This is a genomic window from Paenibacillus residui (assembly GCF_042677205.1).
GTDB classification, from domain to species: Bacteria; Bacillota; Bacilli; order Paenibacillales; family NBRC-103111; genus Paenibacillus_L; species Paenibacillus_L residui.
Genome location: NZ_JBHTIU010000089.1, coordinates 15,385 through 36,711, shown reverse-complemented (window position 1 = coordinate 36,711; position 21,327 = coordinate 15,385). Strand labels below are relative to the sequence as shown.

The window sequence follows — 21,327 nt, the reverse complement described above, 5'->3', positions numbered from 1 at the left end:
TGCACTCCCTTTAACAACTGAGATGAAAATGTTTGAATGGCCGCCGGGTTAGTCCTGGCGGTTTTGCTTACCACATTAGAAAGTGTTCATTAAAGCATTAAAATGGAACAACTTTCTAATTGGCATAAAAAGCTACCTTTAAAACCGGGTTATTCGTCTTCGAAGAGGCTCCGTTAGGAGCTTTTTTTATCCTCCGGACTGGAGTTTATTCCTGCGGAAGTTTCTGATAATACTAAATATTACTTGGTATTACTTTGGGAGGCTTGTTCAAGGGCCTATTCACAGCTCAATCATACATAAAGAATAACGAGGAAGGGGCGCAAGCCTTATGCAAATTCAAATTATTGCCGTCGGTAAACTGAAGGAAAAGTATTTAACCCAAGGCATTGCGGAGTACTCCAAAAGGCTGGGGCCCTATGCCAAGCTGCAGATCACAGAATTGCCGGACGAGAAAGCACCGGAGTCGATGAGCGCAGCCGAGGAGGAGCAGGTCAAGGCGAAGGAGGGGGAGCGCATCCTGGCGCAAATCAAGCCGGATGCACATGTCATCGCCCTGGCCATTGAAGGGCAAATGTGGACATCCGAGGAGCTGTCCCGGCAGCTCGACCAATTGGCCACCTACGGCCGCAGCCAGGTCACCTTCATTATCGGCGGATCCAACGGCCTCTCCGATGCCGTCCTCAAGCGCGCCAATCAGCACCTCTCCTTCGGCCGCCTAACCTACCCTCACCAGCTCATGCGCCTCATCCTGGTGGAGCAAATCTACCGCGCATTTAAGATTATGCGGGGGGAACCGTATCATCGCTAAAGGTAAAATATTAAGGGACTTCATCAAGTCCCTCAGGCTTTCGGTATGGGTGCTGTTCAGATTGTCCAGCACATAAGGTTCAAGCGGGGAAATAAAGTCACATTCTTGGATCGCCGCTAGGCGGGTAAGGAGTATCGAGGAATCCTTCTGTAATGTTTCGATAGTAAAGTCGAATAGAAGGTTGATTTGGGTAATCTGCCGACCGACTCGCTTGGGAGCATCCTTGGTTATGCGGATACTTTCAACCATCAATCGCAGTAACGCCTTTTGTTCATCCGCATCTGCTTTTAGTAGTGCGTCCTTGATCAGACTCAGCAAATTATGCAAAGAGTCAGGGTCAACCGGCTTTTTGTTTTGCCCATCCAGTTCAGCTTCAATAGCTTCCAACCGCTTTTGAAGCTGTTCCAGCTTGGCATGCGTTTCCTTCAGGTCATCTTTGAAAATAACAGCCAAATCAGGATCACTTAATATGTTGTCCTTTATTTTTTGCAGTTTCCGGCTGTTACTGCTCAATTCAGTAAGAAGTGCTTTTTTCTCTTCCATTATCGGGGCCTCTGCATTTGAACGCAGAGCATTGATTTTATCGACGAGTTGCCGCACAATGTCTGGCCGCGATGCTACTTTTATAAGTTTCTGAAGCACTTGCTCCTCCGCAACATCAGCCCGCATCATATTCGAGCGGCAGACAGCCTTGCCCTTGTTGTGGAACTGTCCGCAGACATAGTATCGATACGATTTGCCACCGGCTCCCTTAGACCGGGCCGGAACCATTCCATGTCCACAGACAGGGCATTTCAGCAGGCCGCTTAGAATATACGGCTGATGGGAGCGGGACGGCTTGTAAGATCGATGACCGAGCTTCTGATGAACGCTTTCCCATAGCTCGGGTGCAATTATCGGCTCATGTGTCCCATCAACAATCAAGTAGTCGGGATTTTTCCCTTTGCGACGTTTCTCCGACCAGTTTTCAAGTTGTTTATACCGTATCTTTCCGATGTAGACGGGATTGTTAAGGATCGTTTTGATACCGCAGACATTAAATGGTTTATCTTTTTTTGAACGGAAGCCCGCTTCGTTTAGGCGGCGGGTAATGGCCTTAAATCCAAGTCCCTGATTGGCATAATCAAAGATTTTTCGGACGATAACGGCCTCATTCTCATTGATAACAAGTTCTTTGTCAATGTTATCGTACCCCAGCACCCTACCTCCATTGAATTTTCCCTCTTTTGCTCGTTGCTCCATCCCCAGCTTCACTCGTTCAACAATGTTATTGCGTTCAAGCTCAGCGAATGAACAGATCATCTGGAATGCCGTTCTGCCGAAAGCTGTTGTTGTATCAAACTTTTCATTAAGACTAATGAGATTGACGTTGTTTCTTTCAAGTGTTTCACTGATTTCCAAAGCATCTTTTAATTTGCGGGCAAGCCGGTCGATTTTGTAAATGATGACGACCCCAAACTTGTGCTGGTTGGCATCTCTCAGGAGGCGTTTCATCTGAGGACGGCCTGCAATGCTTTTTCCGCTTGCACCTTCATCTACATACTCATCGACAATTTCGAAGCCGTTTTGATCCGCATACCTCCTGATTTCGGCGATCTGGGCGGCGATACTATAACCCTCCTTGGCTTGTTCTTCCGTACTCACACGGGCATACAGAGCGGCTTTTATTCGAGCCATTTTTAATCTTCTCCTTTCTTCTCAAATTTTTTTATCAGGGAATTCTGATGATCATTCCAAACTGAACGCGGAAAAACAGGAAATTGGAAGGGACAAGCTACAATATCGAGTTGTTCGTCTTAAACCGATACACTTAAACTACACAGAAGCACTTTCGGCATACATCGAAGATAACAAGAGGTTCAGTATACGCAACGATTATCTTGCGGAAATCAGCTTGTGATTGGGCCGCGAGCGAAGCGAGCGGCCCCTCTTCACGTTGCAAGCAGGTCAGTCTCTTTACTTGCTTAATCGAGTTGTGGTAATGAGCCGCAGTAGGTCGTCAAGGCCGAGCGGAGCGAGCTTGTGAAAGCCTTGACGAGCGATTCCATCCGCCGACACTGGATTATGCTCTTAGCGATAGCTAAGGGCTGGCTCACGCCGAGTGCGGAGTGCAGAGGCGGAGCCTTTGCGTTTCCCCGGATGGGGACGGAAGGGGCGATCTTTTTGTTTTGAGTATTGCTACTCTATCCCGACACTTCACTGTGTAGTAATGGGCGGCGGGCGGCGAGTGCAAACGAGCCGCCCAACTTCCAATTACAGGCATGTCGATTGGTTTTCTTGTAGAAATCAATCGGCGTATTCATCAAATTGAAGCTCAGAACCGGCCCTAATGCTTGTAAAACATCTTGAGGTAAAGCGACCATATATGCGTCATCCTCAACGGATACAGCTACTTTGTACGCATAGAAGGGCAATGCAACCGCAGGCAGATGAATCCATCGGCGTCGGCAAGCAAAGCTGCAAAGCTCGGTGTCAATTGATGTAACTCGCATCATCCACTCTTCGGCACTCAGTACAAAGCCGGATGGAAACTGCAAGCCTTTCTCGCTTGTTACGAGGCTAATACGGGCGTTCTCACTAGCCGATAGACCCTTTATGCCTCTCGGCACTCTAAGTTCGTCTACAGCGGATTTTACGCTCCTTAACGCCATTTCGAACATTCGCGGTATTCCGCCAATCAACTTCAGCAGAGTACGGTATGGCATCCGCAAAACATCCGCGTTGATTAGTAGTAGCCTTCCGGCCCGGTCGATCATCATTTTGTAATGGTCAGCGGCAGAGTCACATCCATTGAAGAATTGAACTCGCCAACCGCCGCACAGCTTTTCTATAGTCCGCCGGAAGAAGCCTGCTTTACTTCGTCCGCCAACTGCATTATTGTCTGCTAATGCTATAATCTCGAAGTGTTCATTTGTCAATTCGGAGATGCATTCAATCTTCCTCATACTTCCTGTGGATTCATCGTGAAGTGAGGCTTCAATAGTACCAACGACGACGATAATTTGCGGATGAAGCCCGACAACGCTATCCGTATCTGTTTGTTGCACCGCCGCCGGTAAAAACTGCTGTTCGCCATTTTTGTTCATGTAGATCGTCCTCCAATGTGTGATTTGATGATGCTTAATGAAATGGATGAAGCCCATCGATAAACCGGGCGAGAATCGCTTTTTGTAGTTGGAGGCGACAATACCTCTGCATCACGTCAGCCTGTATCTCCGCCGCCGCTTGAATCAAAATGCGAGCCTCATGGTCATCATGCTCGCCGCGATATACATCAACCAGCAGTTTATCAACCAGCCGTCGGCACGATTCAATGCGATGATGCAGGTCATCGGCGGCGACAACTAAACGCTCGTACTCTTCCAACCATTGCTTACGCATATCTGTTGTCTCCTTATCATTGTGAAATGAAAACAGCGGCCCGCCGATAAGAGCGAACCGCTGTTGATAATGCAGATGATGAAAAATGACGATGAATTGTTTCGTTACAGAAGGCCGCGTTCCTTAAGACTTGTATAATCTGAACCGCTGACAATGACGTGATCCAGAAGTTCGATACCGATGATTTCACCAGCTTCAGCAAGTCGTTTGGTTAGCTGAATATCTTCTGGGCTAGGAAGCGTACATATTTGAGAAGGGTGATTATGCGAAACGATGATGGAACATGCAGAACGGCGAATGGCCGCTTTATAGACCTCTCTAGGATGGACAATTGCACTATTCAAGCTCCCAATGCTGATCGTCTCTTTTCCAAGAATGTGATTCTTAGTCGAAAGAAAGATCACGATGAAGTGTTCTTTCTGCTCATAACCGATTTCCCAACGGAGGTACTCGAAAACATCCCGAGGACTGCGAATGATTGTCGGCTCTGTTTTCGGTACATTCATCATCTTAGCAAGTTGGATGGCGGCAACGATCTGCTTCGCTTTCACTTTACCGATACCACGAATGCTCAACAATTCTTGCTCGGTTACGTCCAGTAGTTGTTGCGGAGAATTAAAATGAGAAACGATTTTTTCTACCAGATAGCTGTTGGCGGATTCACGAAGCGTCTCAGCAAGAAGAGATTTGAATGTATGGTTAATGTTCATGTGTTTAACCTCCATAAAATGCAAAAGGAGAAGCCGCGGCGGCCTCTCCCATTGCGTGATGTAATTAAATCCGCTAAGATTAGTACAGGTCATTTTTCTTTGTCGCTCCGTTATAGACGGGCGGCTTTTTCTTTGCCCTCGATCTCTTCGATCTCCAGTTCAATAAGCACCAGTTTCGTCAGCACGCGGGCGTATTGAAATCCTTCCTCGGTATGCATCGGGGCATCTTTGTCCAGCGTGCGTTTCACCGACATCCAGAATTGTTTTTGCTTCTGAAGTGTTTGCAGACGATCCATGCGTATCACCTCCTTCGCAAGTAATAAAAAATCCGTCCATCGTTGCCCATCAAAGCAACATTAGACGGATACTTCGTGCTTCACGCAGTATGTGATCAAGACTTCAACTTGCCCGTTCTTCAGGGCAACGACAGCGTATTTGTTACTGTCGATCTGCACGCTGTATACAAAGCCCTTCAGTTCACAGTAGCCGAGATATTCCTTCTGGCTGTTGCGTTTGAACGCCTGAAAATTCATCTTCGTTTCACCTCCTTGCCTTAGTCTGGAACCGACGGTCATTTTGCACCTGCATGTTTCCGGTGAGACTGGAGTTGACGGCTGAAATACTTTTCAAAATACCGCCGCATGTAATAAGCCGCGGTCTCATCATCCAGTTCCCAACAGCGTCTGAACCATGCGTACAGCAAAGTGCCCGCGATTCGCACACTGCCGTTGGCGACCAGCCGCTTTAATAACGTCTGCAATTCATCCGGCAAACCCCTGCGTACAACCATTTGCGTTCACCTCCCTTCCATGTTCCGGCATTCTCACTACCGGTGATTTTTACTGTCAAATGCCCACGACAAATAACCCGCTTTGATGCAAGCAGGCAAATCAACGATATTGAGTTAAATGTCAGGCTGTTAGGACTGCAACCGCACGGCAATCCGCAACTGACGGCTCAAATACCATCCGTCATGCTGTAAATCCCGGGCGATCTTGCCGTAGTCCAGATATGGGATCACCGACGGCGGCACATGGCCGAACAATCCTTCTTCCACCATCTGCTCCGCAACGTCGGCCAAATCATCTATGTCGTAGTAAACGATGAACTCCCCGGCCTGCAAGGCCTGAATCACCTCGTCACGATTGCCTAGAAATTCACACAGTGCCGCAACCAGCCTGTCGTCGTAACGGTTCAATATCTCCATGTCATCATTTATGGCAAACACATCCTCGTATTCGCCAATGGCAAAGGGAGATTCATAATCATGAATTGCGTATTCTTCATCTTTGCCAAGCACATCCCGGATGCATTGCTTCAGTTCATGCCGTTCCATTGGCAACGTGACCCAACGGCCAACCAGTTTCCCTTCGTTGTATTTCGCCAGATTGGCGATATACACGTTGATCAACATTCTGCATCTTCCTTTCTTATTGTTTTTTCAACATAAAGACATCAATTTCAGTTAGTGTTCAGCGGCGGGGCAAAAGCTTGTCGTACTTCACATAGCACTCACTGCATACCACTCTGGATTCGGGCACGGAATAAACAAATGCATCAACAAAGATGTCCTCTCCCTCCTGCACATCCAAAACCTTTCCGCAGTCATCACAATTCACTTTGCCGCTGTCGTATGATTGGGCATTGATTGGATTTCGCTGATCGCCGTCGTTAAGGCTCAATCCCAAGACGGCAATTCTGCTCAACGATAATCGCTTCCGAAGCATGGTAGCACCTCCTTTCTTTGTGATTTGGCAAGCCTCTCACCTTGCCGCTGTGTCCTCGCTGTCAAAACGGTTTTTATCGCCTGAAAAACAAAAAAGGACTGCTATCTGCCAAATGAGCAGACAACAGTCCTATGCAACCGGGTGGGGCATGAAACGGAAGGCCCCCCGCCTTCAATTATGCATGGGGGTGCCGCCGGAAAATGTATATCATTTTTCTTCTATATAGGGCCGATTAATGCTGTGCATACGATATTTTCAACGAGTCTTCCGATCAATGGTGTTTAGAAATTCACGGGCCAACGTCAGAACAAAGTCCACTTCTTCAATTTGACGCTCACTCAGTAAAGTGATCAAGTCTTCGATTTTGTTTTGTATTTCGCCATTCCCGGAATGTTCCGTTATTTCATCTATATCCTCAAACAGTTGAGCGGGCCTTACGCCCAAAGCATTGATAATCTTGCCCAACGATTCCAGCGATATATTGCGGGTTCCACGTTCAACATCACTTATATAGCTGAAGCTAAGTCCAGATTGCTCCGCCAGACGTTCCTGCGTCATGCCTCTTAACTTTCGAATCTTGCGGATTTGTTCACCTACCATTTGCTTGAAATCCATTATGTATCACCTCTACTTCAGCTTAGTAGAGTGTGATTGTGACTTTTATCCTAACATAGTGATGGTAATACTACACTTAAAAGTGAAGTTTGTAGTATAATTGCCTTGGATACATCTGCCAAGATTCTACAATTTCTATCAAGGGGGGACATTTATCAGCAACCGAAATGAGAGATGAATGTGAACCATATTCAAAGGGACAAGGAGAAAAGATGGCCATGATGCCCATCCTACGCTACTATCCTATCCTTCAGTCCATTGATAATGTAGCTCTGTTTTTTCAGTAGATTCATAGCTTACGGAGGAATGAAAATGGTACATAAGAAAATCGCATCTGCACTAATAGCAATCCTCATGATATTCACCCTGACCGGAACGATGTTTGCGGCTCCTGTTGAATACGGCGAAGAGCTTCAGAACATGCCGCAGAATACGCCGACAGTATCGTTTACCGATTTGCCGAACACCCATTGGGCGTATAAATATATCGCAGAAATGGTGAACAAGAAAGTGCTTGAAGGTTATCCGGATCATAAGTTTCGTCCGGATAACACAATATCCCGTGCTGAATTTGCAACCATCATCGTCAAAGCGGCTGGCCTGCAAGCGAAAAAAGTCAACTATTCGTCGTTCAGCGACGTAAAGGTAACGGACTGGTATTCGCCTTGGATTGAGACCGCCAAAGACTACCTTACCGGTTACAGGGCGGCAAACGGTGAGTACATTTACAATCCGACAGCACCGGCGTTGAGGGAAGATATTACCGTCGCCATCGTCAAACTGAAGGGGTACGATGTTGCACGTCTGGCCAATCGCTCCATCATCGAAGCAATGTTCAAGGATTACGAGGGCATTTCGGAAAGTGCGAAGGACTACGTTGCCATCGCTGTTGAGAACGGTCTTGTTTCTGGGTATCCCGATGAAACGTTCCGTCCGCAAAACAGCATCACCCGGGCCGAAGCCGCCGCGTTGCTGTGGCGGGCATTCATGTATGGCAACGACAACAAAGGCGTAGGAGGGGGCGACCAATCGACGATAACCCCAACAATACCTACACCGCCCGTAACTCAACCGGGACAAACAGCACCAAGCAAGCCGCAACAACCGTCGCAGGCGGCGAAATTCAGCGTGGATACACTTGTTGGCGGGATGGGGGCCGGTATTGTAGATGGGCCGGTCGGACAGGCAAAAATATCGTCAGTGAAGAGCATGACTCTTGATGGAGACGGAAACATTTTCTTTCTTGACAGTGCAGACAATAAAAATAAAGTCCGCAAATTTAATAAATCAAATGGTACAGTCGAAACCATCACAATAGACCGCTCATTCGACTGGGATTATAGAAAAGACGGTAAAGCAGTCCACTACGACTACACGAAATTAATCCCGAAAAAATTGGTATACAATCAAGCAAGCAATAAAGTCTATTTATTAGGGATGAACGATGCCAGTGAACTAATATACGAAATCTACCCAACAGTACAAATGGCAGTATATAATCTGAATTCATATCGCTCGATATACAAATCCTATAACTTTTTTCAATTCTTAAATGACAAAACACTTGTATATGCAGAGACGGAAAGTGATCGTGGTGAATCTTTTGTTTATCAAGGGGAGACAGGTTCGGAAGTTACTCGGATTGCCGCGAGCAACGATCATACTGGAGTGAAGTTTTGGACTAATTTCTATGCGTCTTATTGGGATGAAGATAATAAATATGGCAAAGGTGACGCGGTTCTAACAGATTCAGACTTTTATGTTTTTGACACTGGCAATAAGACTCTCAGTAAGATTCATCTATTCCCTCGAAAAGTAGAGTCAGTCATCAAATTTGACAATATGAGCTTTGATAGTCTTACAGCTTATGAAGGGAAGTTTTATTTATCCAGCGGTACGACAATTTATGAGTTAACCACAGATGGTAAGCTGAACATCTTCATCAACGGCAATGACCTGACCTACAACGACGGCAATCCGATCAAAAAAATCAGTCAATTGAGTTTTGACAGCAACGGTAACGTCATTATTTATGATGACGACAATAAAGCGATTCGTCGCATCAATTTGTAGTTTTCTAATCAATCTGTGGGAGCCGCTGTGCTCCCTCTATTTACATTAAGACTTCACTCCAAACATACGAAAGAAGGTACATTCAATGGCAACCTTGGCATTGCTGTTAAAAATCATCGGTGCTGTTTCGGAAGTTTCCGGCATTGTACATATCATTGCTTCGATTAGAAAGAAGAAGAGAACACAAATCGGAATCGGATTCATCATTTTGGTTGTTGGCGTAATTTTGCTTGTGATTGCGACTAACATCGAAGACAAGATGAGAGCCGGATACTACTAAGCATTGAAAGGAAGGTAACCAGTGAGGCTGTTTATAAAGATCATGTTGTCCTTGCTAGCGTGTTGTATTGCCGTCGTAATGATCATCAAGCTCATACCGAAGGAACGGTTATTGTTATCCGCAGTAAACGAACGAGACATGAACATGGTGGACTGGATGTTGAAACTCGGGGCCGATCCGAATGCACATACCGATTCTGCGTACACACCATTGAATCTTGCTGTCAGAAACGGCGACATAAACATGATAAGAAAACTTCTGGCCCATGGTGCCAGTCCGAATGAGCAAGCGAACTACGGAAGCGGGGAGAAGATACTCGTTGGCAATTTATCTGTCGCCATAAATTACGTTGATGATCCGGTACCGGTCATTCAATTATTGATTGAAGCGGGCATAAATGTTGCCGATGATCCATATGCACTGAAAGATGCAATCGAGAGGGGACAAATAAAAGCAGTGGAGTTATTGATTCGGCACGGGGCCGATATCAACGGCGGTCTTCAGTTCGCGATCATGTATGACAAACTCGACATTGTCAGATTGATGCTGGAGAGCGGTGCAGACCCAAACCAAGGAGTTATGCTGGCCAAAATGACGTATAACCAAGAGGCATTGCTCATGCTTGAAGAAGCCGGAGCAACCGTAACCTCTCCGCAGCGGGAACTATACAACCGTTAACGGTGCCAAGATTCGGCTTCATTAACGAGAAAAGTTACCTCGAAGATTACGGCAAAGGAGTTAGACATGAACTGCACAAATTGCGGACATACACTACAGGACAATCAAAATTTTTGCGGGCAATGCGGGCAACGAATAGATGCCGGTAATAGTACCAGTTATCATCGACCGCAGAACATCACTGAGACCCAAACGAGTGGTGTTTCCGAAGAAGAGCTTTCTTGGTTCATTGGCAAAAACGCCGATGTATACTTACAGAAATGGAGACGCAATAGCCGTTGGAACTGGCCTGCCTTTCTTTTCGATGCTTACTGGCTGATGTACCGGAAGATGTACCTTTACTGTGTCTTGTATCTCCTGATTTGGTTTGTTTGGAGCAACGTGATTGTTGCCTCTGTTTTCAGCGAATGGAACCCGATCGAGAGCCCCGGCCTTCTCCCATTGGTGCTGGTTATCTGTTGCATCCCTAAACCGGTGCTGGGCATTTTTGCAAACAAGTTATATCTGCATCAAGCAAAAAGGAAAATAACCGCCATTGTCCAAGACCAGAATAAGCGTGAGTCACGGGAAGCAGATATCGCAGCGTCAGGTGGAACGAATTTGGTATTGCCTATTGCCGTATTAACGATACCTTATTTACTGGCATTGCTTGCAGGTTTGTTTTTCTTTTTCAAATACTATCTGACGTTTAATGACGCTCTTGAGAAGGCAACGGTAACGACCAAGACGGCGGTGACAAATGAAAGCAAAGCACCAGCGGCTCAGACAACCGCTCCTGCAAAGTGGGAGAGCACGGACAGGATTAATATTCTGTTATTGGGCGGCGATTCCCGGAAGAAAGACGAGATTCATTCTGCGGACAGCTTGATGATCGTTTCTATCGACCCTGCAACGAAAAAAATGAAATTGCTCTCCATTCTCCGTGATACATATGTAAATATTCCGGGTTTTGGTGAGGAGCGTATCAGCAGGGCAATTACAATGGGTGGTTCCAGTTTGGCAATGAAATCAGCAGAAGAATTGACGGGTATTCCAATCCAATATTATTTGTACATGGATATGCAGAGCTTTATCAGATTGATTGACTCAATTGGCGGCATTGACCTAGAAGTAGAGAAAAATATGAACTATGTCGATTCCAATGAAGACTCAATGTACGAAATCCATTTGAAAAAGGGCTATCAGCACTTGGACGGAATACAGGCATTACAGTACGTTCGATTCCGGCATGATGCAATGAGCGATTTCGCCCGTACGGAACGGCAACGAAAGTTTCTGAAAGCTGTCGTCATAGAGTTGCTTACTAGAACGAAAGTTACGGAGCTTCCAAAACTAATACTTTTTTTCGAGCCGTATATCGAAACGAACATCAGCGACGATGATATGATAAAGCTGGGCAAGCTGGGCTTTGAGATCGACAGGGAAAGCATTGACAGCATTCAATTGCCGCCGATGGAACTCATACAAGAAAAATCAGTGAACGGAAATGCCGTACTTTACGTTGAACCTGAGCAGTTAAAGTCATACGTAAAAGGCGTTCTGAACGATGGTTCCCGTACTCAAAGCAACTGAAGCTGCGAATAGCTGTCGGCATTAGTCTCTACCAGACAACAGAATCGATATCGCGGCGGGGGATTGCGAACCTCACTTTTTTTCACAAATAGCAATGGCCGAAAGGCGGGATACGGGGAGATAAAATTCTCGAATTAAGCTTACTATTAGTTTTGAGATATATCTTAATGGGACGATTCAAAACGATTTCGGCTTTTTCTGTTTATTTGCATTGGTACGTTACAATTTATCAATATTGACGATATATAGAATATTGATCAGCCGACAGTAACCCTTCATCGGATGATTTTGTGGACTTTTGGCTTGTTTCATTGGGATTCTTGCCTGGGTAAGGCGGTGCTGAGGCGGAAACATCCATTTTTTCAAGTTCAACACCCAATTCACGTTACAAAAGTCATCATCGAACAATATATTTCCTCAAATAGGAAATCAGAACTACTTCAAACAAGGAATTTCAGCGGGGGATGTCGAATAGGAAAAGTTGCGTGGTTTCGGGCGGAACAAGAGGTGAACTATGGAAATCATCAATAATATCGACAATCTTCTCGGCGAAAATTTGAAACTTGAAGTTCGCAAAGGCAGCAAAGTATCGATTGCTGCATCATGCTTCTCCATTTATGCATATGAAGCCTTAATGAAAGAACTGAATCAGGTGGAAGAAGTCCGGTTCATCTTCACCTCTCCCACCTTTATTGCGGATAGCATAAAAAAGGAGAAGCGGGAATTTTATATCCCGAAACGGAACCGGGAAAAAAGCTTGTACGGCACCGAATTTGAAATCCGGCTCAAAAACGAATTGACACTCAAAGCGATTGCAAAAGAGTGCAGTGACTGGATTCGTAAAAAAGTCACGTTCAAATCGAACCGTACTTCAGGTTCAATGCAAGGCATGCTGAATGTGCAGACTGCAAACAATGCTGTCACCTATATGCCGATCGATGGCTTTACGACCGTTGATCTTGGTTATGAAAAGGGCAATGCTCTCTCCAAGATGGTGAACAAGTTCACAGAAGCTCCGTTTACCAAAATGTATTTCGATCTGTTCGATCAGGTATGGAATGACAAAAGCAAGCTTGAAGATGTCACGAACCAGGTTGTGGAGCATATTTCATCGGTGTATAAAGAGAACTCTCCGGAGTTCATTTACTATGTCATTTTGTACAATATTTTCAACGAGTTCCTATCGGACATCACAGAAGACATATTGCCCAACGAAGCAACTGGATTCAAAGAGACGGAAATCTGGAAACGTCTCTATCACTTCCAGAAAGATGCGGTTCTTGGTGCGATTAATAAACTGGAAAAATACAATGGATGCATCCTGGCAGACAGCGTCGGTCTGGGAAAAACATTCACGGCTCTTGGCATCATTAAATACTATGAACTTCGCAACAAGTCCGTATTGTTGTTATGTCCCAAGAAACTCGGCGACAACTGGCTTACCTATAAACAGAATGTAACCAACAATATTTTGTATGCTGACCGATTCCGCTATGATGTACTCTACCATACGGACATATCGCGGGAAAGAGGCAAATCAAACGATATCCCGCTTGACCGGTTGAATTGGGGCAATTACGATCTGCTCGTCATTGATGAGTCGCATAATTTCCGTAACAACGAAGCCAAGAAAGATAAAGAGACGCGGTATCAGAAGCTGATGCGGAAAGTGTTAAAAAGCGGCGTGAAAACGAAAGTGCTCATGCTCTCCGCTACTCCGGTGAACAACAAATTCATGGATCTTCGCAACCAGCTTGCCTTGGCTTATGAAGGAAATCCAGAGGAAATCAACAGCAAGTTGGGGACGGAGCGGGGGATTAACGACATCTTCAAACGAGCTCAGTCCGCGTTTAACCAATGGTCTAAGATGGATGTTGCTGAACGTACAACGGAGACGCTTCTTGGTATGCTCGACTTCGACTTTTTTGAGCTGCTGGACAGCTTGACGATCGCTCGGTCACGCAAGCATATCCAGAAGTATTACAAAGCGGAGGAGATCGGCGAGTTCCCAAGGCGGCTGCCGCCTCTCTCCAAGTTTTGCGATTTGACCGACAGAACCGATGTGATCGGGTATAATGAAATTTTTATAGAGTTGTCCAGAATCAATCTCGGCATTTATGCACCATTCAAATACATTCAGCCGAGCCGATTGCGTTTCTATGAAGAGTTGTATGACACCAGCGTAAGGGGCGGGAGCGGGAACTTCAGGCAGATGGATCGCGAAGGCAGCTTGCAACTCTTGATGCGGATCAACCTGCTGAAACGCCTGGAAAGTTCAGTGGAATCTTTCCGATTGACCCTTTCCAAGATTGTCTCCAAAATTGATCAGACGCTTCAGCAAATCGAAGCGTTCGAGCGAAGCGGGAAATCCGACGCTGTAGGTTATACCGATATTGAGGATGCCAATCTTGACGATGACGACTGGTTGGACGATGATTTCAGCATCGGGGATACAATCAAGATCAATTTGTCCGATATGGATGTTCTTCGCTGGAAAGAAGATTTGATGAATGATCACAACATTCTTTCCGCCTTGCTGACCGAAATGCAGAAAGTAACGCCTGAACATGATGCGAAGCTAAACACATTAAAGCAGGTTATTGATCACAAAATCAATCATCCGATCAATCCCGGCAACCGCAAAGTCATCGTTTTCAGTGCGTTCACGGATACCGCGGCGTACTTGTACACGCATTTATCTGCGTACATGAAGGCGAAGTACAATATCGACACGGCCAAAATCGTCGGAAGCGATGAGAACAAAAACACCGCTGGTTTGCGGAATGATATCAGCACATTGTTGACTTGCTTCTCGCCTCGATCCAAGGAGAAGAAGCTGACCATGCCGGATGTCAAAGGCGAGATTGATCTGCTCATTGCTTCCGATTGTATTTCTGAGGGGCAAAACTTGCAAGATTGCGACTATCTTATCAACTATGACATTCACTGGAATCCAGTGCGGATTATTCAACGATTTGGCCGAATAGACCGGATCGGTTCGCAGAACAAGGAAATTCAATTGGTGAACTTCTGGCCCAACATGACGCTGGATGAATACATTCAGTTAAAAGAACGGGTCGAAAATCGCATGGTCATCATGGATATGACGGCAACCGGCGATGATAACGTTCTGTTCAATCAATCCAGCGATCTGGAATATCGGAAGCAGCAACTTCATCGTTTGCAAAAGGAAGTCGTCGATCTGGACGATATGAACACAGGCGTCTCCATCACCGATTTGGGCCTGAACGATTTCCGCATGGACTTGGTGAACTATGTCAAGGAAAACGGAGAACTTGATTCCGTTCCGAGCGGACTGCATGCGGTTGTGGCTGCTGACGAAGAGAAGGGAGCAAAGCCCGGAGTCATCTTTGTTCTTCGCAATGTCAATGAGGAACTGAATCCCGACAAGCAGAACCGACTGCATCCCTTCTACCTCGTCTATATGAGCGAAGATGGTGAAGTCATCACCAATCATATGGATGTCAAAAAGACGCTGGATATCCTGCGAGCCCTATGCAGAGGGCAATCGGAACCGATGATGGAGGCCTGCCGCAGCTTCAATCAAGCGACGAAAGACGGCAAAAAGATGGACATGTATTCCATGCTGTTGGAAGAAACAATCCGCTCGATTGTACAGGTGAAAGAAGAAAACGATCTGGATAGCTTGTTTAGTTCGGGAGGTACGACAGCATTGATCGACTCGATTAAAGGGATTGAGGACTTTGAACTCATCACCTTTGTCGTCATCAGGCAGGTGAATGCGTGATGTTTCAATTGCCGTCAAGTACACTCGTAAACCGCAAAATTCCGAAGAACAAATTTTATGAGAAGCTGCATGCAAACCAACATCTGAAGGAATTGTTTACTGAACAAGTCGAATCGATCATCTGGAAACACAAGTTATCCAAGGAGACGATTCGTCTCGATCCGAAAGACGACATTGAAGAAATTCAGATATTCGAGATTCATTTGAAGGAGCAAACCTACTCCCTTGACTTGCTGCGGAATATTGACAAGGCGATCCCTTATCCCATTTTGCATGTCTTAATGTATGATGGTCAGGCCAAGCTCGCTATCGCCTACAAAGAGCGAAATCAAACCGACGACAATCGGTCTGTAGTTCGTTCCTACCACGAGACGGACTGGCAACCGGCGGAGAGTATCGAGCTGGATATCCTCCAAGGACTCAATCTAAAGGTTGTTTATGAGAACATCATCCGTCAACTGGTTCCCATTAAGATGAAGCCAGAAATTGAGCTTTCAGAAGTTTTGGAACGGCAAGCCCAAATTGACAAGCTGACGCAAGAATGCCACCGGCTAGAGTCCAAGATTCGGGCTGAAAAACAGTTCAACCGCAAAGTCGAACTGAACATGGAACTGCAACGAAAGAAGAAAGAGCTAAATAGACTTCTTGAAAGCTGAACAGGAGGTTCAAAGATGAAACAATTGACGATGAAATCGGTTGATTTAACCCAAAAGAACATTGAGAAGATTGCAGAATTATTCCCGAACGTGATAACAGAGGCAAGAGATGAACATGGCAAAGTGACACGAACCATTGACTTTGACCTGCTCAAACAAGAATTGTCCGATGTGCTAGTAGAAGGGGAGAAAGAACGGTATCAGCTTACGTGGCCCGGAAAGAAACAGGCGATCCTTAACGCGAACACACCGATTGATAAAACGTTGCGTCCGGTCAAGGAAGACAGCGTGGATTGGGACAACACGCAAAATCTTTATATTGAAGGCGATAATCTTGAAGTGTTGAAACTGCTTCAGGAGTCGTATTTGAATAAGGTGAAAATGATCTATATTGATCCACCGTATAATACGGGAAAGGACTTTATTTATAAAGACGATTTTAGAGGGCCATCAGATGAATATCTTGAAGATTCCGGACAAGTTGATGAAGATGGGAATAGACTAGTTCAGAACACTGAATCAAATGGACGGTTTCATAGTGACTGGTTGACTATGTTGTATTCAAGACTGAAAGTGGCAAGAAATCTATTAAGGGAAGACGGCGTAATTTTTATTAGTATCGATGATAACGAGATGCATAATTTAAGAAAATTATGTGATGAAATTTTTGGGTCTGGTAATTTTATTGCTACAGTTGTATGGGAAAAAATTCATACTCGTAAAAACTCGGCAAAATATTTCTCTGAGTCACATGATTATATTCTTTGTTATGCAAAAAACAAGGTTAGCGATTCCACAGATGTAGGTTGGATAAGAAAATTGCTTAAAAGAGAAGATTCAAGTATGTACACTAATCCGGATAATGACCCTAAAGGCCCTTGGAAACCGGACCCGATCTATGCGAATAATCCATATGATGCAGATTATGAAATTGTTAAACCCAATGGCGTTATTTTGAAAAGACCGGAGGGAAAGTACTGGAGATACAGCAAGGAAACAATAGACAAGGCAATTACCGAGAATAGGATATTATGGGGTAAAGATGATTCTTATCCAACAATAAAGAGGTATTTAAGCGAAGTTCAGGATGGAATAGTGCCAATAACAATATTTTCACGGGAATTTGCAGGAGACAATGCTTATGGAAATAATGAGTTAAAGGCATTAATGGGTGTTGATAAAATTTTCAGTTATCCTAAACCTACAAAGCTTATCAAGAGACTTTTAGAACTAACCGTAGATATTGATGACATTGTTCTTGATTTTTATTCCGGATCAGCAAGTTCAGCACATGCAATCTTGGAATATAATTCTGAAAACAATTTTAATGTTAGGTTTATTATGGTTCAACTTCCAGAACAAACAGCCGAAAATTCAGATGCCTACAAAGCCGGTTACAAAACCATCTGCGATATCGGCAAGGAACGAATCCGCCGTGCCGCGAAGAAGATTAAAGAAGAAACAGGAGCAGACATCGATTACGGCTTCCGGGTATTCCGTGTGGATTCATCGAACATGAAAGATGTTTACTATACACCGGACAATCTGAAGCAGGGCGATATGTTCGATCTCGCATCCAACATCAAAGAAGATCGTACCGGGGAAGATTTGCTTATTCAAGTCATGCTGGAACTCGGCCTTGAGCTTTCGTTGCCAATGGAAACGAAGCAGCTTGAAGGGAAGACCGTCCACTATGTCGCCGGAAACTCTTTAATTGCATGTTTTGATGATAACGTGCCGGAATCCGTTATGAAACAAATTGCAGCAGAACATCCGCTTCGGGTTGTATTCCGCGACAGTTCCTTTGAAGATGATTCTGCTCGCATCAATGTAGAAGAATTGTTCAAGATGCTCTCTCCGGGCACAGAAATTCAAGTGCTGTAAAGGTGGTGAGCTCAAATTGAAGATCAAATTCAAACATCAGCAGTTTCAGTTGGACGCCGTAAAAAGTATCGTGGATTGCTTTGAAGGGCAACCGAATGAGTTGTCCCGATTTACACTTGACCGAGGCAGAAGACAAAAGCCGGAACAAATGGTCATGGATGATCTCGCGAATGCCGAACAAGCAAATATCGGTTTCAAGAACAACGCCATTCAATTGATTGATCAGGAAATCTTGAAAAACATTCAAACGGTGCAACGGAAGAACGGCCTGAAAATATCCGAGAAGCTTGAGGGCAAATATAATCTGACTATCGAAATGGAAACCGGGACAGGCAAAACCTATACGTACATCCGTACCATGTTCGAACTGTACCAAAAGTACGGATGGAGCAAGTTTATTGTCGTTGTTCCTTCTATCGCCATTCGTGAAGGTGTGCTCAAGACGTTCCAGATCACGGAAGATCACTTCATGTCCGAATACGGCACGAAGGCACGATACTTTGTGTATAATTCGAAGCAATTGCATCATATTGAGAAATTTGCCAGCGACGCCGGGATCAATGTCATGATTATCAATTCGCAGGCCTTTAATGCGAGAGGGAAAGATGCAAGACGGATTTACATGGAACTGGATGACTTCAACAGCCGCAAACCGATAGACGTTCTGGCGAGCACGAATCCGATCATGATCATAGACGAGCCGCAATCCGTGGAAGGCAAGCAGACGAAAGAATCCCTAAAGGCTTTTAATCCGTTGTTCACCTTGCGATATTCGGCGACACATCGTGAAGATTACAACAAAGTGTACCGGCTCGATGCTTTGGATGCGTACAACAAAAAGCTGGTGAAAAAAATCAGCGTGAAGGGGATTACGGCCAAAGGAACAAGCGGCACGGACAGCTATCTGTATTTGGAAGGAATCGATGTGAGCACGAAGCATGCTCCGTTGGCCCGGCTGGAATTCGAAGTGAAGACAAAGACGGGCCTTGCCAGGAAGACGTATAAAATCAGACAAAATGATGATATATACCAATTATCCGGTGAGCTTGAGCAGTACAAGGGATATAAAGTGTCCGAAATTAACGGACAAAAAAACAGCATTAGCTTTATAAACGGCGTAACTTTATACGCTGGTGACGTACAGGGGGATGTAGGAGAACTGCACTTCCGCCGTATTCAGATTCGAGAAACGATTAAGTCGCATTTTGAGAAGGAACGGGCGTTGTTTCATCAAGGGATTAAAGTGCTATCTCTCTTTTTCATCGATGAAGTGGCGAAATACCGGCAATATGATAAAAATGGTTCGGAATTAAACGGCGTCTACGCAGATATGTTTGAGGAAGAATACATGGCTTTGCTCAACGAGCAATTGTCGCTGTTTACCGATGATCCATACATCCAATATTTGAATCGGATACAGGTGAAAGAAACGCATAAGGGTTATTTCTCGATCGATAAGAAAAGCAATCGTTATGTCGATCCGAAGGTATCGGCAAGAGAGACCGACTCCGATGATGCGGACGCTTATGACCTGATTATGCGGGATAAAGAACGATTGCTAAGCTTCGCGGAACCAACCCGGTTTATCTTCTCCCATTCTGCCCTTAAGGAAGGTTGGGATAATCCGAATGTGTTTCAGATTTGCACGCTGAAACATAGCGATTCCACCATTAAGAAACGTCAGGAAGTCGGGCGGGGATTGCGGCTTTGTGTCAATCAGAACGGGGAACGGATGGATTCGAGTGTACCGGGGATCGACGTTCATGAAATGAATGTGCTGACCGTCATCGCCAGTGAATCATACGAGCAATTTGCGAAACAGCTTCAAAATGAAATCGCCGAAACGCTGTCCGATCGCCCACGCAAAGCAGATCGCGACTTCTTCTTGGATAAAGTGTTGAACAATGCACGCGGCGAGCAATTGAAATTAGAAGATGCCTTGGCAAGCAAGTTACTGTACACGTTTATTAAAAATGATTATGTGGATGATCAGTACAATTTGACGGATGTTTATTTTAACGCTGTAGAAAACCAGAGTCTCAAACTTCCTGAGGAATTGACGGACTTTCAGGAACCGTTGGTTGAATTGGTTAAGTCGATTTATGTAGAGGGCAAATCGAATCTGGCGGATAATGAACGGAACCGCAATATTGCTTCCGTTACGGTCAATAACAATTTTTATAAAAAGGAATTTCAAGAGCTTTGGAACCAAATGAATCGCAAATCCGTGTATACCGTCAAATTCGACTCCGAGGAACTTGTTAAGAAATGTGTATGGACTTTGGACAATCATTTACAAGTGCCTGCGATCCGATATGCAATCAGGCATGGCGAAATGAACCGAATTGAGTCCCAACAACAGTTAAAATCGGGGGAAGCCTTTCAGACGCGTGAAACGAAAACAGAGCTTGTGGAAGTTAAACCGGATTTCCGAATTAAATACGATTTGGTCGGCAAATTAATGGATGAGACACGACTAACGAGAAAGACGATCGTGGCAATTTTAACGGGGATCAAAGAAGCGACTTTCCTTCAATTCCGCAAAAACCCGGAAGAATTCATGATTCGTGCCGCCAAGCTGATCAACGAGCAGAAGGCGACGACGATCATTGAATCCATCACATATGATGTTCTTAATGATACGTTCGAAGCGGACGTATTCACGAAAAACACATTATCAGGGAAACTAGGGGAAAATGCGATTCCGGTTGAGAAGCACGTTTACGACTATGTAGTGACTGATTCCAAGATCGAGCGTGCTTTTGCAAAAGAGCTTGATGTCAGTAATGAAGTTCGAGTGTACGCCAAGCTGCCGCGGGGATTCTTCATTCCGACACCGTTGGGCAATTACAATCCGGACTGGGCGATTGTATTCAAAGAAGGCGAAGTGAAGCACATTTACTTCATTGCAGAAACGAAAGGCTCCATGGAATCCTTGGAACTGCGTGAAGTGGAAAAGGCGAAGATTGAATGTGCCCGGAAACACTTTGCCAAGCTGAATACAGGACAGCTGAAGTACGATGTTGTCAACAATTATGAGAAGTTGCTGGAGATCGTCAAGGGGTAAAAAAATGGGGAGGGGATGAATTAATACTCCATCCTCTTCCCATTTACATTTTCTTGCGTTTGGCACCCCCATTATGGTAAAATGTTGACAAAAACGAAAGGAGGGGT

General features: G+C 45.0%; 20 protein-coding genes. 10 read left to right on the top strand and 10 right to left on the bottom strand.

Going from position 1 to position 21,327, the window contains the following annotated elements; translation table 11 throughout:
- Window positions 1-328: 328 nt before the first annotated feature.
- Window positions 329-808, top strand: coding sequence for a 23S rRNA (pseudouridine(1915)-N(3))-methyltransferase RlmH (gene rlmH / locus ACFQ03_RS21860; RefSeq protein ID WP_379290972.1), 480 nt, complete (start codon window positions 329-331; stop codon window positions 806-808).
- Here the strand turns inward: rlmH and ACFQ03_RS21855 are convergent.
- Window positions 716-2,485 carry a recombinase family protein gene (locus tag ACFQ03_RS21855; protein ID WP_379290970.1) on the bottom strand — a complete coding sequence of 590 codons (1,770 nt, stop codon included), beginning with the start codon at window positions 2,483-2,485 and terminating at the stop codon, window positions 716-718. The genes rlmH and ACFQ03_RS21855 overlap by 93 nt on opposite strands.
- 345 nt (window positions 2,486-2,830) lie before the next feature.
- Between ACFQ03_RS21855 and ACFQ03_RS21850 the strand changes: the two genes are divergently transcribed.
- On the top strand, window positions 2,831-2,980 hold the full coding sequence (locus tag ACFQ03_RS21850) for a hypothetical protein (RefSeq protein ID WP_379290968.1): 150 nt from the start codon (window positions 2,831-2,833) through the stop codon (window positions 2,978-2,980).
- A gap of 11 nt (window positions 2,981-2,991) precedes the next feature.
- On the opposite strand, the gene ACFQ03_RS21845 is transcribed toward ACFQ03_RS21850, so the two are convergent.
- From ACFQ03_RS21845 to ACFQ03_RS21805, 9 genes are all read right to left on the bottom strand, one after another.
- Window positions 2,992-3,894: a hypothetical protein gene (locus ACFQ03_RS21845; protein ID WP_379290966.1), complete on the bottom strand. Its 903-nt coding sequence runs from the start codon at window positions 3,892-3,894 to the stop codon at window positions 2,992-2,994.
- A gap of 34 nt (window positions 3,895-3,928) precedes the next feature.
- Window positions 3,929-4,189: a hypothetical protein gene (locus tag ACFQ03_RS21840; protein WP_379290964.1), complete on the bottom strand. Its 261-nt coding sequence runs from the start codon at window positions 4,187-4,189 to the stop codon at window positions 3,929-3,931.
- A 104-nt stretch (window positions 4,190-4,293) separates the two neighbouring features.
- Complete coding sequence (radC, locus tag ACFQ03_RS21835) at window positions 4,294-4,899, bottom strand: RadC family protein (protein ID WP_379290962.1); 606 nt, start codon at window positions 4,897-4,899, stop codon at window positions 4,294-4,296.
- A 110-nt stretch (window positions 4,900-5,009) separates the two neighbouring features.
- Window positions 5,010-5,195: a hypothetical protein gene (locus ACFQ03_RS21830; protein ID WP_041049464.1), complete on the bottom strand. Its 186-nt coding sequence runs from the start codon at window positions 5,193-5,195 to the stop codon at window positions 5,010-5,012.
- A gap of 60 nt (window positions 5,196-5,255) precedes the next feature.
- A complete protein-coding gene (locus ACFQ03_RS21825; protein WP_379290960.1) occupies window positions 5,256-5,432 on the bottom strand; it encodes a hypothetical protein in 177 nt (58 codons plus the stop codon).
- A 38-nt stretch (window positions 5,433-5,470) separates the two neighbouring features.
- Window positions 5,471-5,689 carry a hypothetical protein gene (locus ACFQ03_RS21820; protein ID WP_124332270.1) on the bottom strand — a complete coding sequence of 73 codons (219 nt, stop codon included), beginning with the start codon at window positions 5,687-5,689 and terminating at the stop codon, window positions 5,471-5,473.
- A 129-nt stretch (window positions 5,690-5,818) separates the two neighbouring features.
- Window positions 5,819-6,313 carry an antirestriction protein ArdA gene (locus tag ACFQ03_RS21815; protein WP_379290958.1) on the bottom strand — a complete coding sequence of 165 codons (495 nt, stop codon included), beginning with the start codon at window positions 6,311-6,313 and terminating at the stop codon, window positions 5,819-5,821.
- Window positions 6,314-6,371: 58 nt separating this feature from the next.
- On the bottom strand, window positions 6,372-6,626 hold the full coding sequence (locus ACFQ03_RS21810) for a hypothetical protein (RefSeq protein WP_339166930.1): 255 nt from the start codon (window positions 6,624-6,626) through the stop codon (window positions 6,372-6,374).
- A 255-nt stretch (window positions 6,627-6,881) separates the two neighbouring features.
- Window positions 6,882-7,241 carry a helix-turn-helix domain-containing protein gene (locus ACFQ03_RS21805; RefSeq protein WP_339166928.1) on the bottom strand — a complete coding sequence of 120 codons (360 nt, stop codon included), beginning with the start codon at window positions 7,239-7,241 and terminating at the stop codon, window positions 6,882-6,884.
- 312 nt (window positions 7,242-7,553) lie between these two features.
- Here ACFQ03_RS21805 and ACFQ03_RS21800 point away from each other — a divergent pair, with 312 nt between their 5' ends.
- The 8 genes from ACFQ03_RS21800 (at window position 7,554) to ACFQ03_RS21765 (ending at window position 21,220) form a co-directional block, all read left to right on the top strand.
- The gene (locus tag ACFQ03_RS21800; RefSeq protein ID WP_379290956.1) at window positions 7,554-9,314 is read left to right on the top strand and encodes an S-layer homology domain-containing protein; all 1,761 of its coding nucleotides are present in this window, start codon (window positions 7,554-7,556) and stop codon (window positions 9,312-9,314) included.
- An 85-nt stretch (window positions 9,315-9,399) separates the two neighbouring features.
- On the top strand, window positions 9,400-9,594 hold the full coding sequence (locus ACFQ03_RS21795; RefSeq protein ID WP_041049469.1) for a hypothetical protein: 195 nt from the start codon (window positions 9,400-9,402) through the stop codon (window positions 9,592-9,594).
- A 21-nt stretch (window positions 9,595-9,615) separates the two neighbouring features.
- A complete protein-coding gene (locus ACFQ03_RS21790) occupies window positions 9,616-10,272 on the top strand; it encodes an ankyrin repeat domain-containing protein (RefSeq protein WP_379290954.1) in 657 nt (218 codons plus the stop codon).
- Window positions 10,273-10,338: 66 nt separating this feature from the next.
- Complete coding sequence (locus tag ACFQ03_RS21785) at window positions 10,339-11,844, top strand: LCP family glycopolymer transferase (RefSeq protein ID WP_379290952.1); 1,506 nt, start codon at window positions 10,339-10,341, stop codon at window positions 11,842-11,844.
- A gap of 514 nt (window positions 11,845-12,358) precedes the next feature.
- Window positions 12,359-15,613, top strand: a complete 3,255-nt coding sequence (locus ACFQ03_RS21780) for a helicase-related protein (protein ID WP_205430911.1) — start codon at window positions 12,359-12,361, stop codon at window positions 15,611-15,613.
- Window positions 15,613-16,269 (top strand): DUF4391 domain-containing protein, encoded by a 657-nt coding sequence (locus ACFQ03_RS21775; RefSeq protein WP_205430913.1) that lies wholly within the window; start codon window positions 15,613-15,615, stop codon window positions 16,267-16,269. The genes ACFQ03_RS21780 and ACFQ03_RS21775 overlap by 1 nt, the downstream gene beginning before the upstream one ends.
- A 15-nt stretch (window positions 16,270-16,284) precedes the next feature.
- Window positions 16,285-18,153 (top strand): site-specific DNA-methyltransferase, encoded by a 1,869-nt coding sequence (locus ACFQ03_RS21770; RefSeq protein WP_379290950.1) that lies wholly within the window; start codon window positions 16,285-16,287, stop codon window positions 18,151-18,153.
- Between the two features lie 16 nt (window positions 18,154-18,169).
- Window positions 18,170-21,220, top strand: coding sequence for a type III restriction-modification system endonuclease (locus tag ACFQ03_RS21765; protein WP_379290948.1), 3,051 nt, complete (start codon window positions 18,170-18,172; stop codon window positions 21,218-21,220).
- Window positions 21,221-21,327 lie beyond the last annotated feature (107 nt).

What these genes read in the sequence shown, in the direction of transcription:
- rlmH (WP_379290972.1), top strand. Translation starts at nt 329, where the DNA reads ATGCAAATTCAAATTATTGCCGTCGGTAAACTGAAGGAAAAGTATTTA.
- ACFQ03_RS21855 (WP_379290970.1), bottom strand. Translation starts at nt 2,485, where the DNA reads ATGGCTCGAATAAAAGCCGCTCTGTATGCCCGTGTGAGTACGGAAGAA.
- ACFQ03_RS21845 (WP_379290966.1), bottom strand. Translation starts at nt 3,894, where the DNA reads ATGAACAAAAATGGCGAACAGCAGTTTTTACCGGCGGCGGTGCAACAA.
- ACFQ03_RS21840 (WP_379290964.1), bottom strand. Translation starts at nt 4,189, where the DNA reads ATGCGTAAGCAATGGTTGGAAGAGTACGAGCGTTTAGTTGTCGCCGCC.
- radC (WP_379290962.1), bottom strand. Translation starts at nt 4,899, where the DNA reads ATGAACATTAACCATACATTCAAATCTCTTCTTGCTGAGACGCTTCGT.
- ACFQ03_RS21830 (WP_041049464.1), bottom strand. Translation starts at nt 5,195, where the DNA reads ATGGATCGTCTGCAAACACTTCAGAAGCAAAAACAATTCTGGATGTCG.
- ACFQ03_RS21825 (WP_379290960.1), bottom strand. Translation starts at nt 5,432, where the DNA reads ATGAATTTTCAGGCGTTCAAACGCAACAGCCAGAAGGAATATCTCGGC.
- ACFQ03_RS21820 (WP_124332270.1), bottom strand. Translation starts at nt 5,689, where the DNA reads ATGGTTGTACGCAGGGGTTTGCCGGATGAATTGCAGACGTTATTAAAG.
- ACFQ03_RS21815 (WP_379290958.1), bottom strand. Translation starts at nt 6,313, where the DNA reads ATGTTGATCAACGTGTATATCGCCAATCTGGCGAAATACAACGAAGGG.
- ACFQ03_RS21810 (WP_339166930.1), bottom strand. Translation starts at nt 6,626, where the DNA reads ATGCTTCGGAAGCGATTATCGTTGAGCAGAATTGCCGTCTTGGGATTG.
- ACFQ03_RS21805 (WP_339166928.1), bottom strand. Translation starts at nt 7,241, where the DNA reads ATGGATTTCAAGCAAATGGTAGGTGAACAAATCCGCAAGATTCGAAAG.
- ACFQ03_RS21800 (WP_379290956.1), top strand. Translation starts at nt 7,554, where the DNA reads ATGGTACATAAGAAAATCGCATCTGCACTAATAGCAATCCTCATGATA.
- ACFQ03_RS21795 (WP_041049469.1), top strand. Translation starts at nt 9,400, where the DNA reads ATGGCAACCTTGGCATTGCTGTTAAAAATCATCGGTGCTGTTTCGGAA.
- ACFQ03_RS21785 (WP_379290952.1), top strand. Translation starts at nt 10,339, where the DNA reads ATGAACTGCACAAATTGCGGACATACACTACAGGACAATCAAAATTTT.
- ACFQ03_RS21780 (WP_205430911.1), top strand. Translation starts at nt 12,359, where the DNA reads ATGGAAATCATCAATAATATCGACAATCTTCTCGGCGAAAATTTGAAA.
- ACFQ03_RS21775 (WP_205430913.1), top strand. Translation starts at nt 15,613, where the DNA reads ATGTTTCAATTGCCGTCAAGTACACTCGTAAACCGCAAAATTCCGAAG.
- ACFQ03_RS21770 (WP_379290950.1), top strand. Translation starts at nt 16,285, where the DNA reads ATGAAACAATTGACGATGAAATCGGTTGATTTAACCCAAAAGAACATT.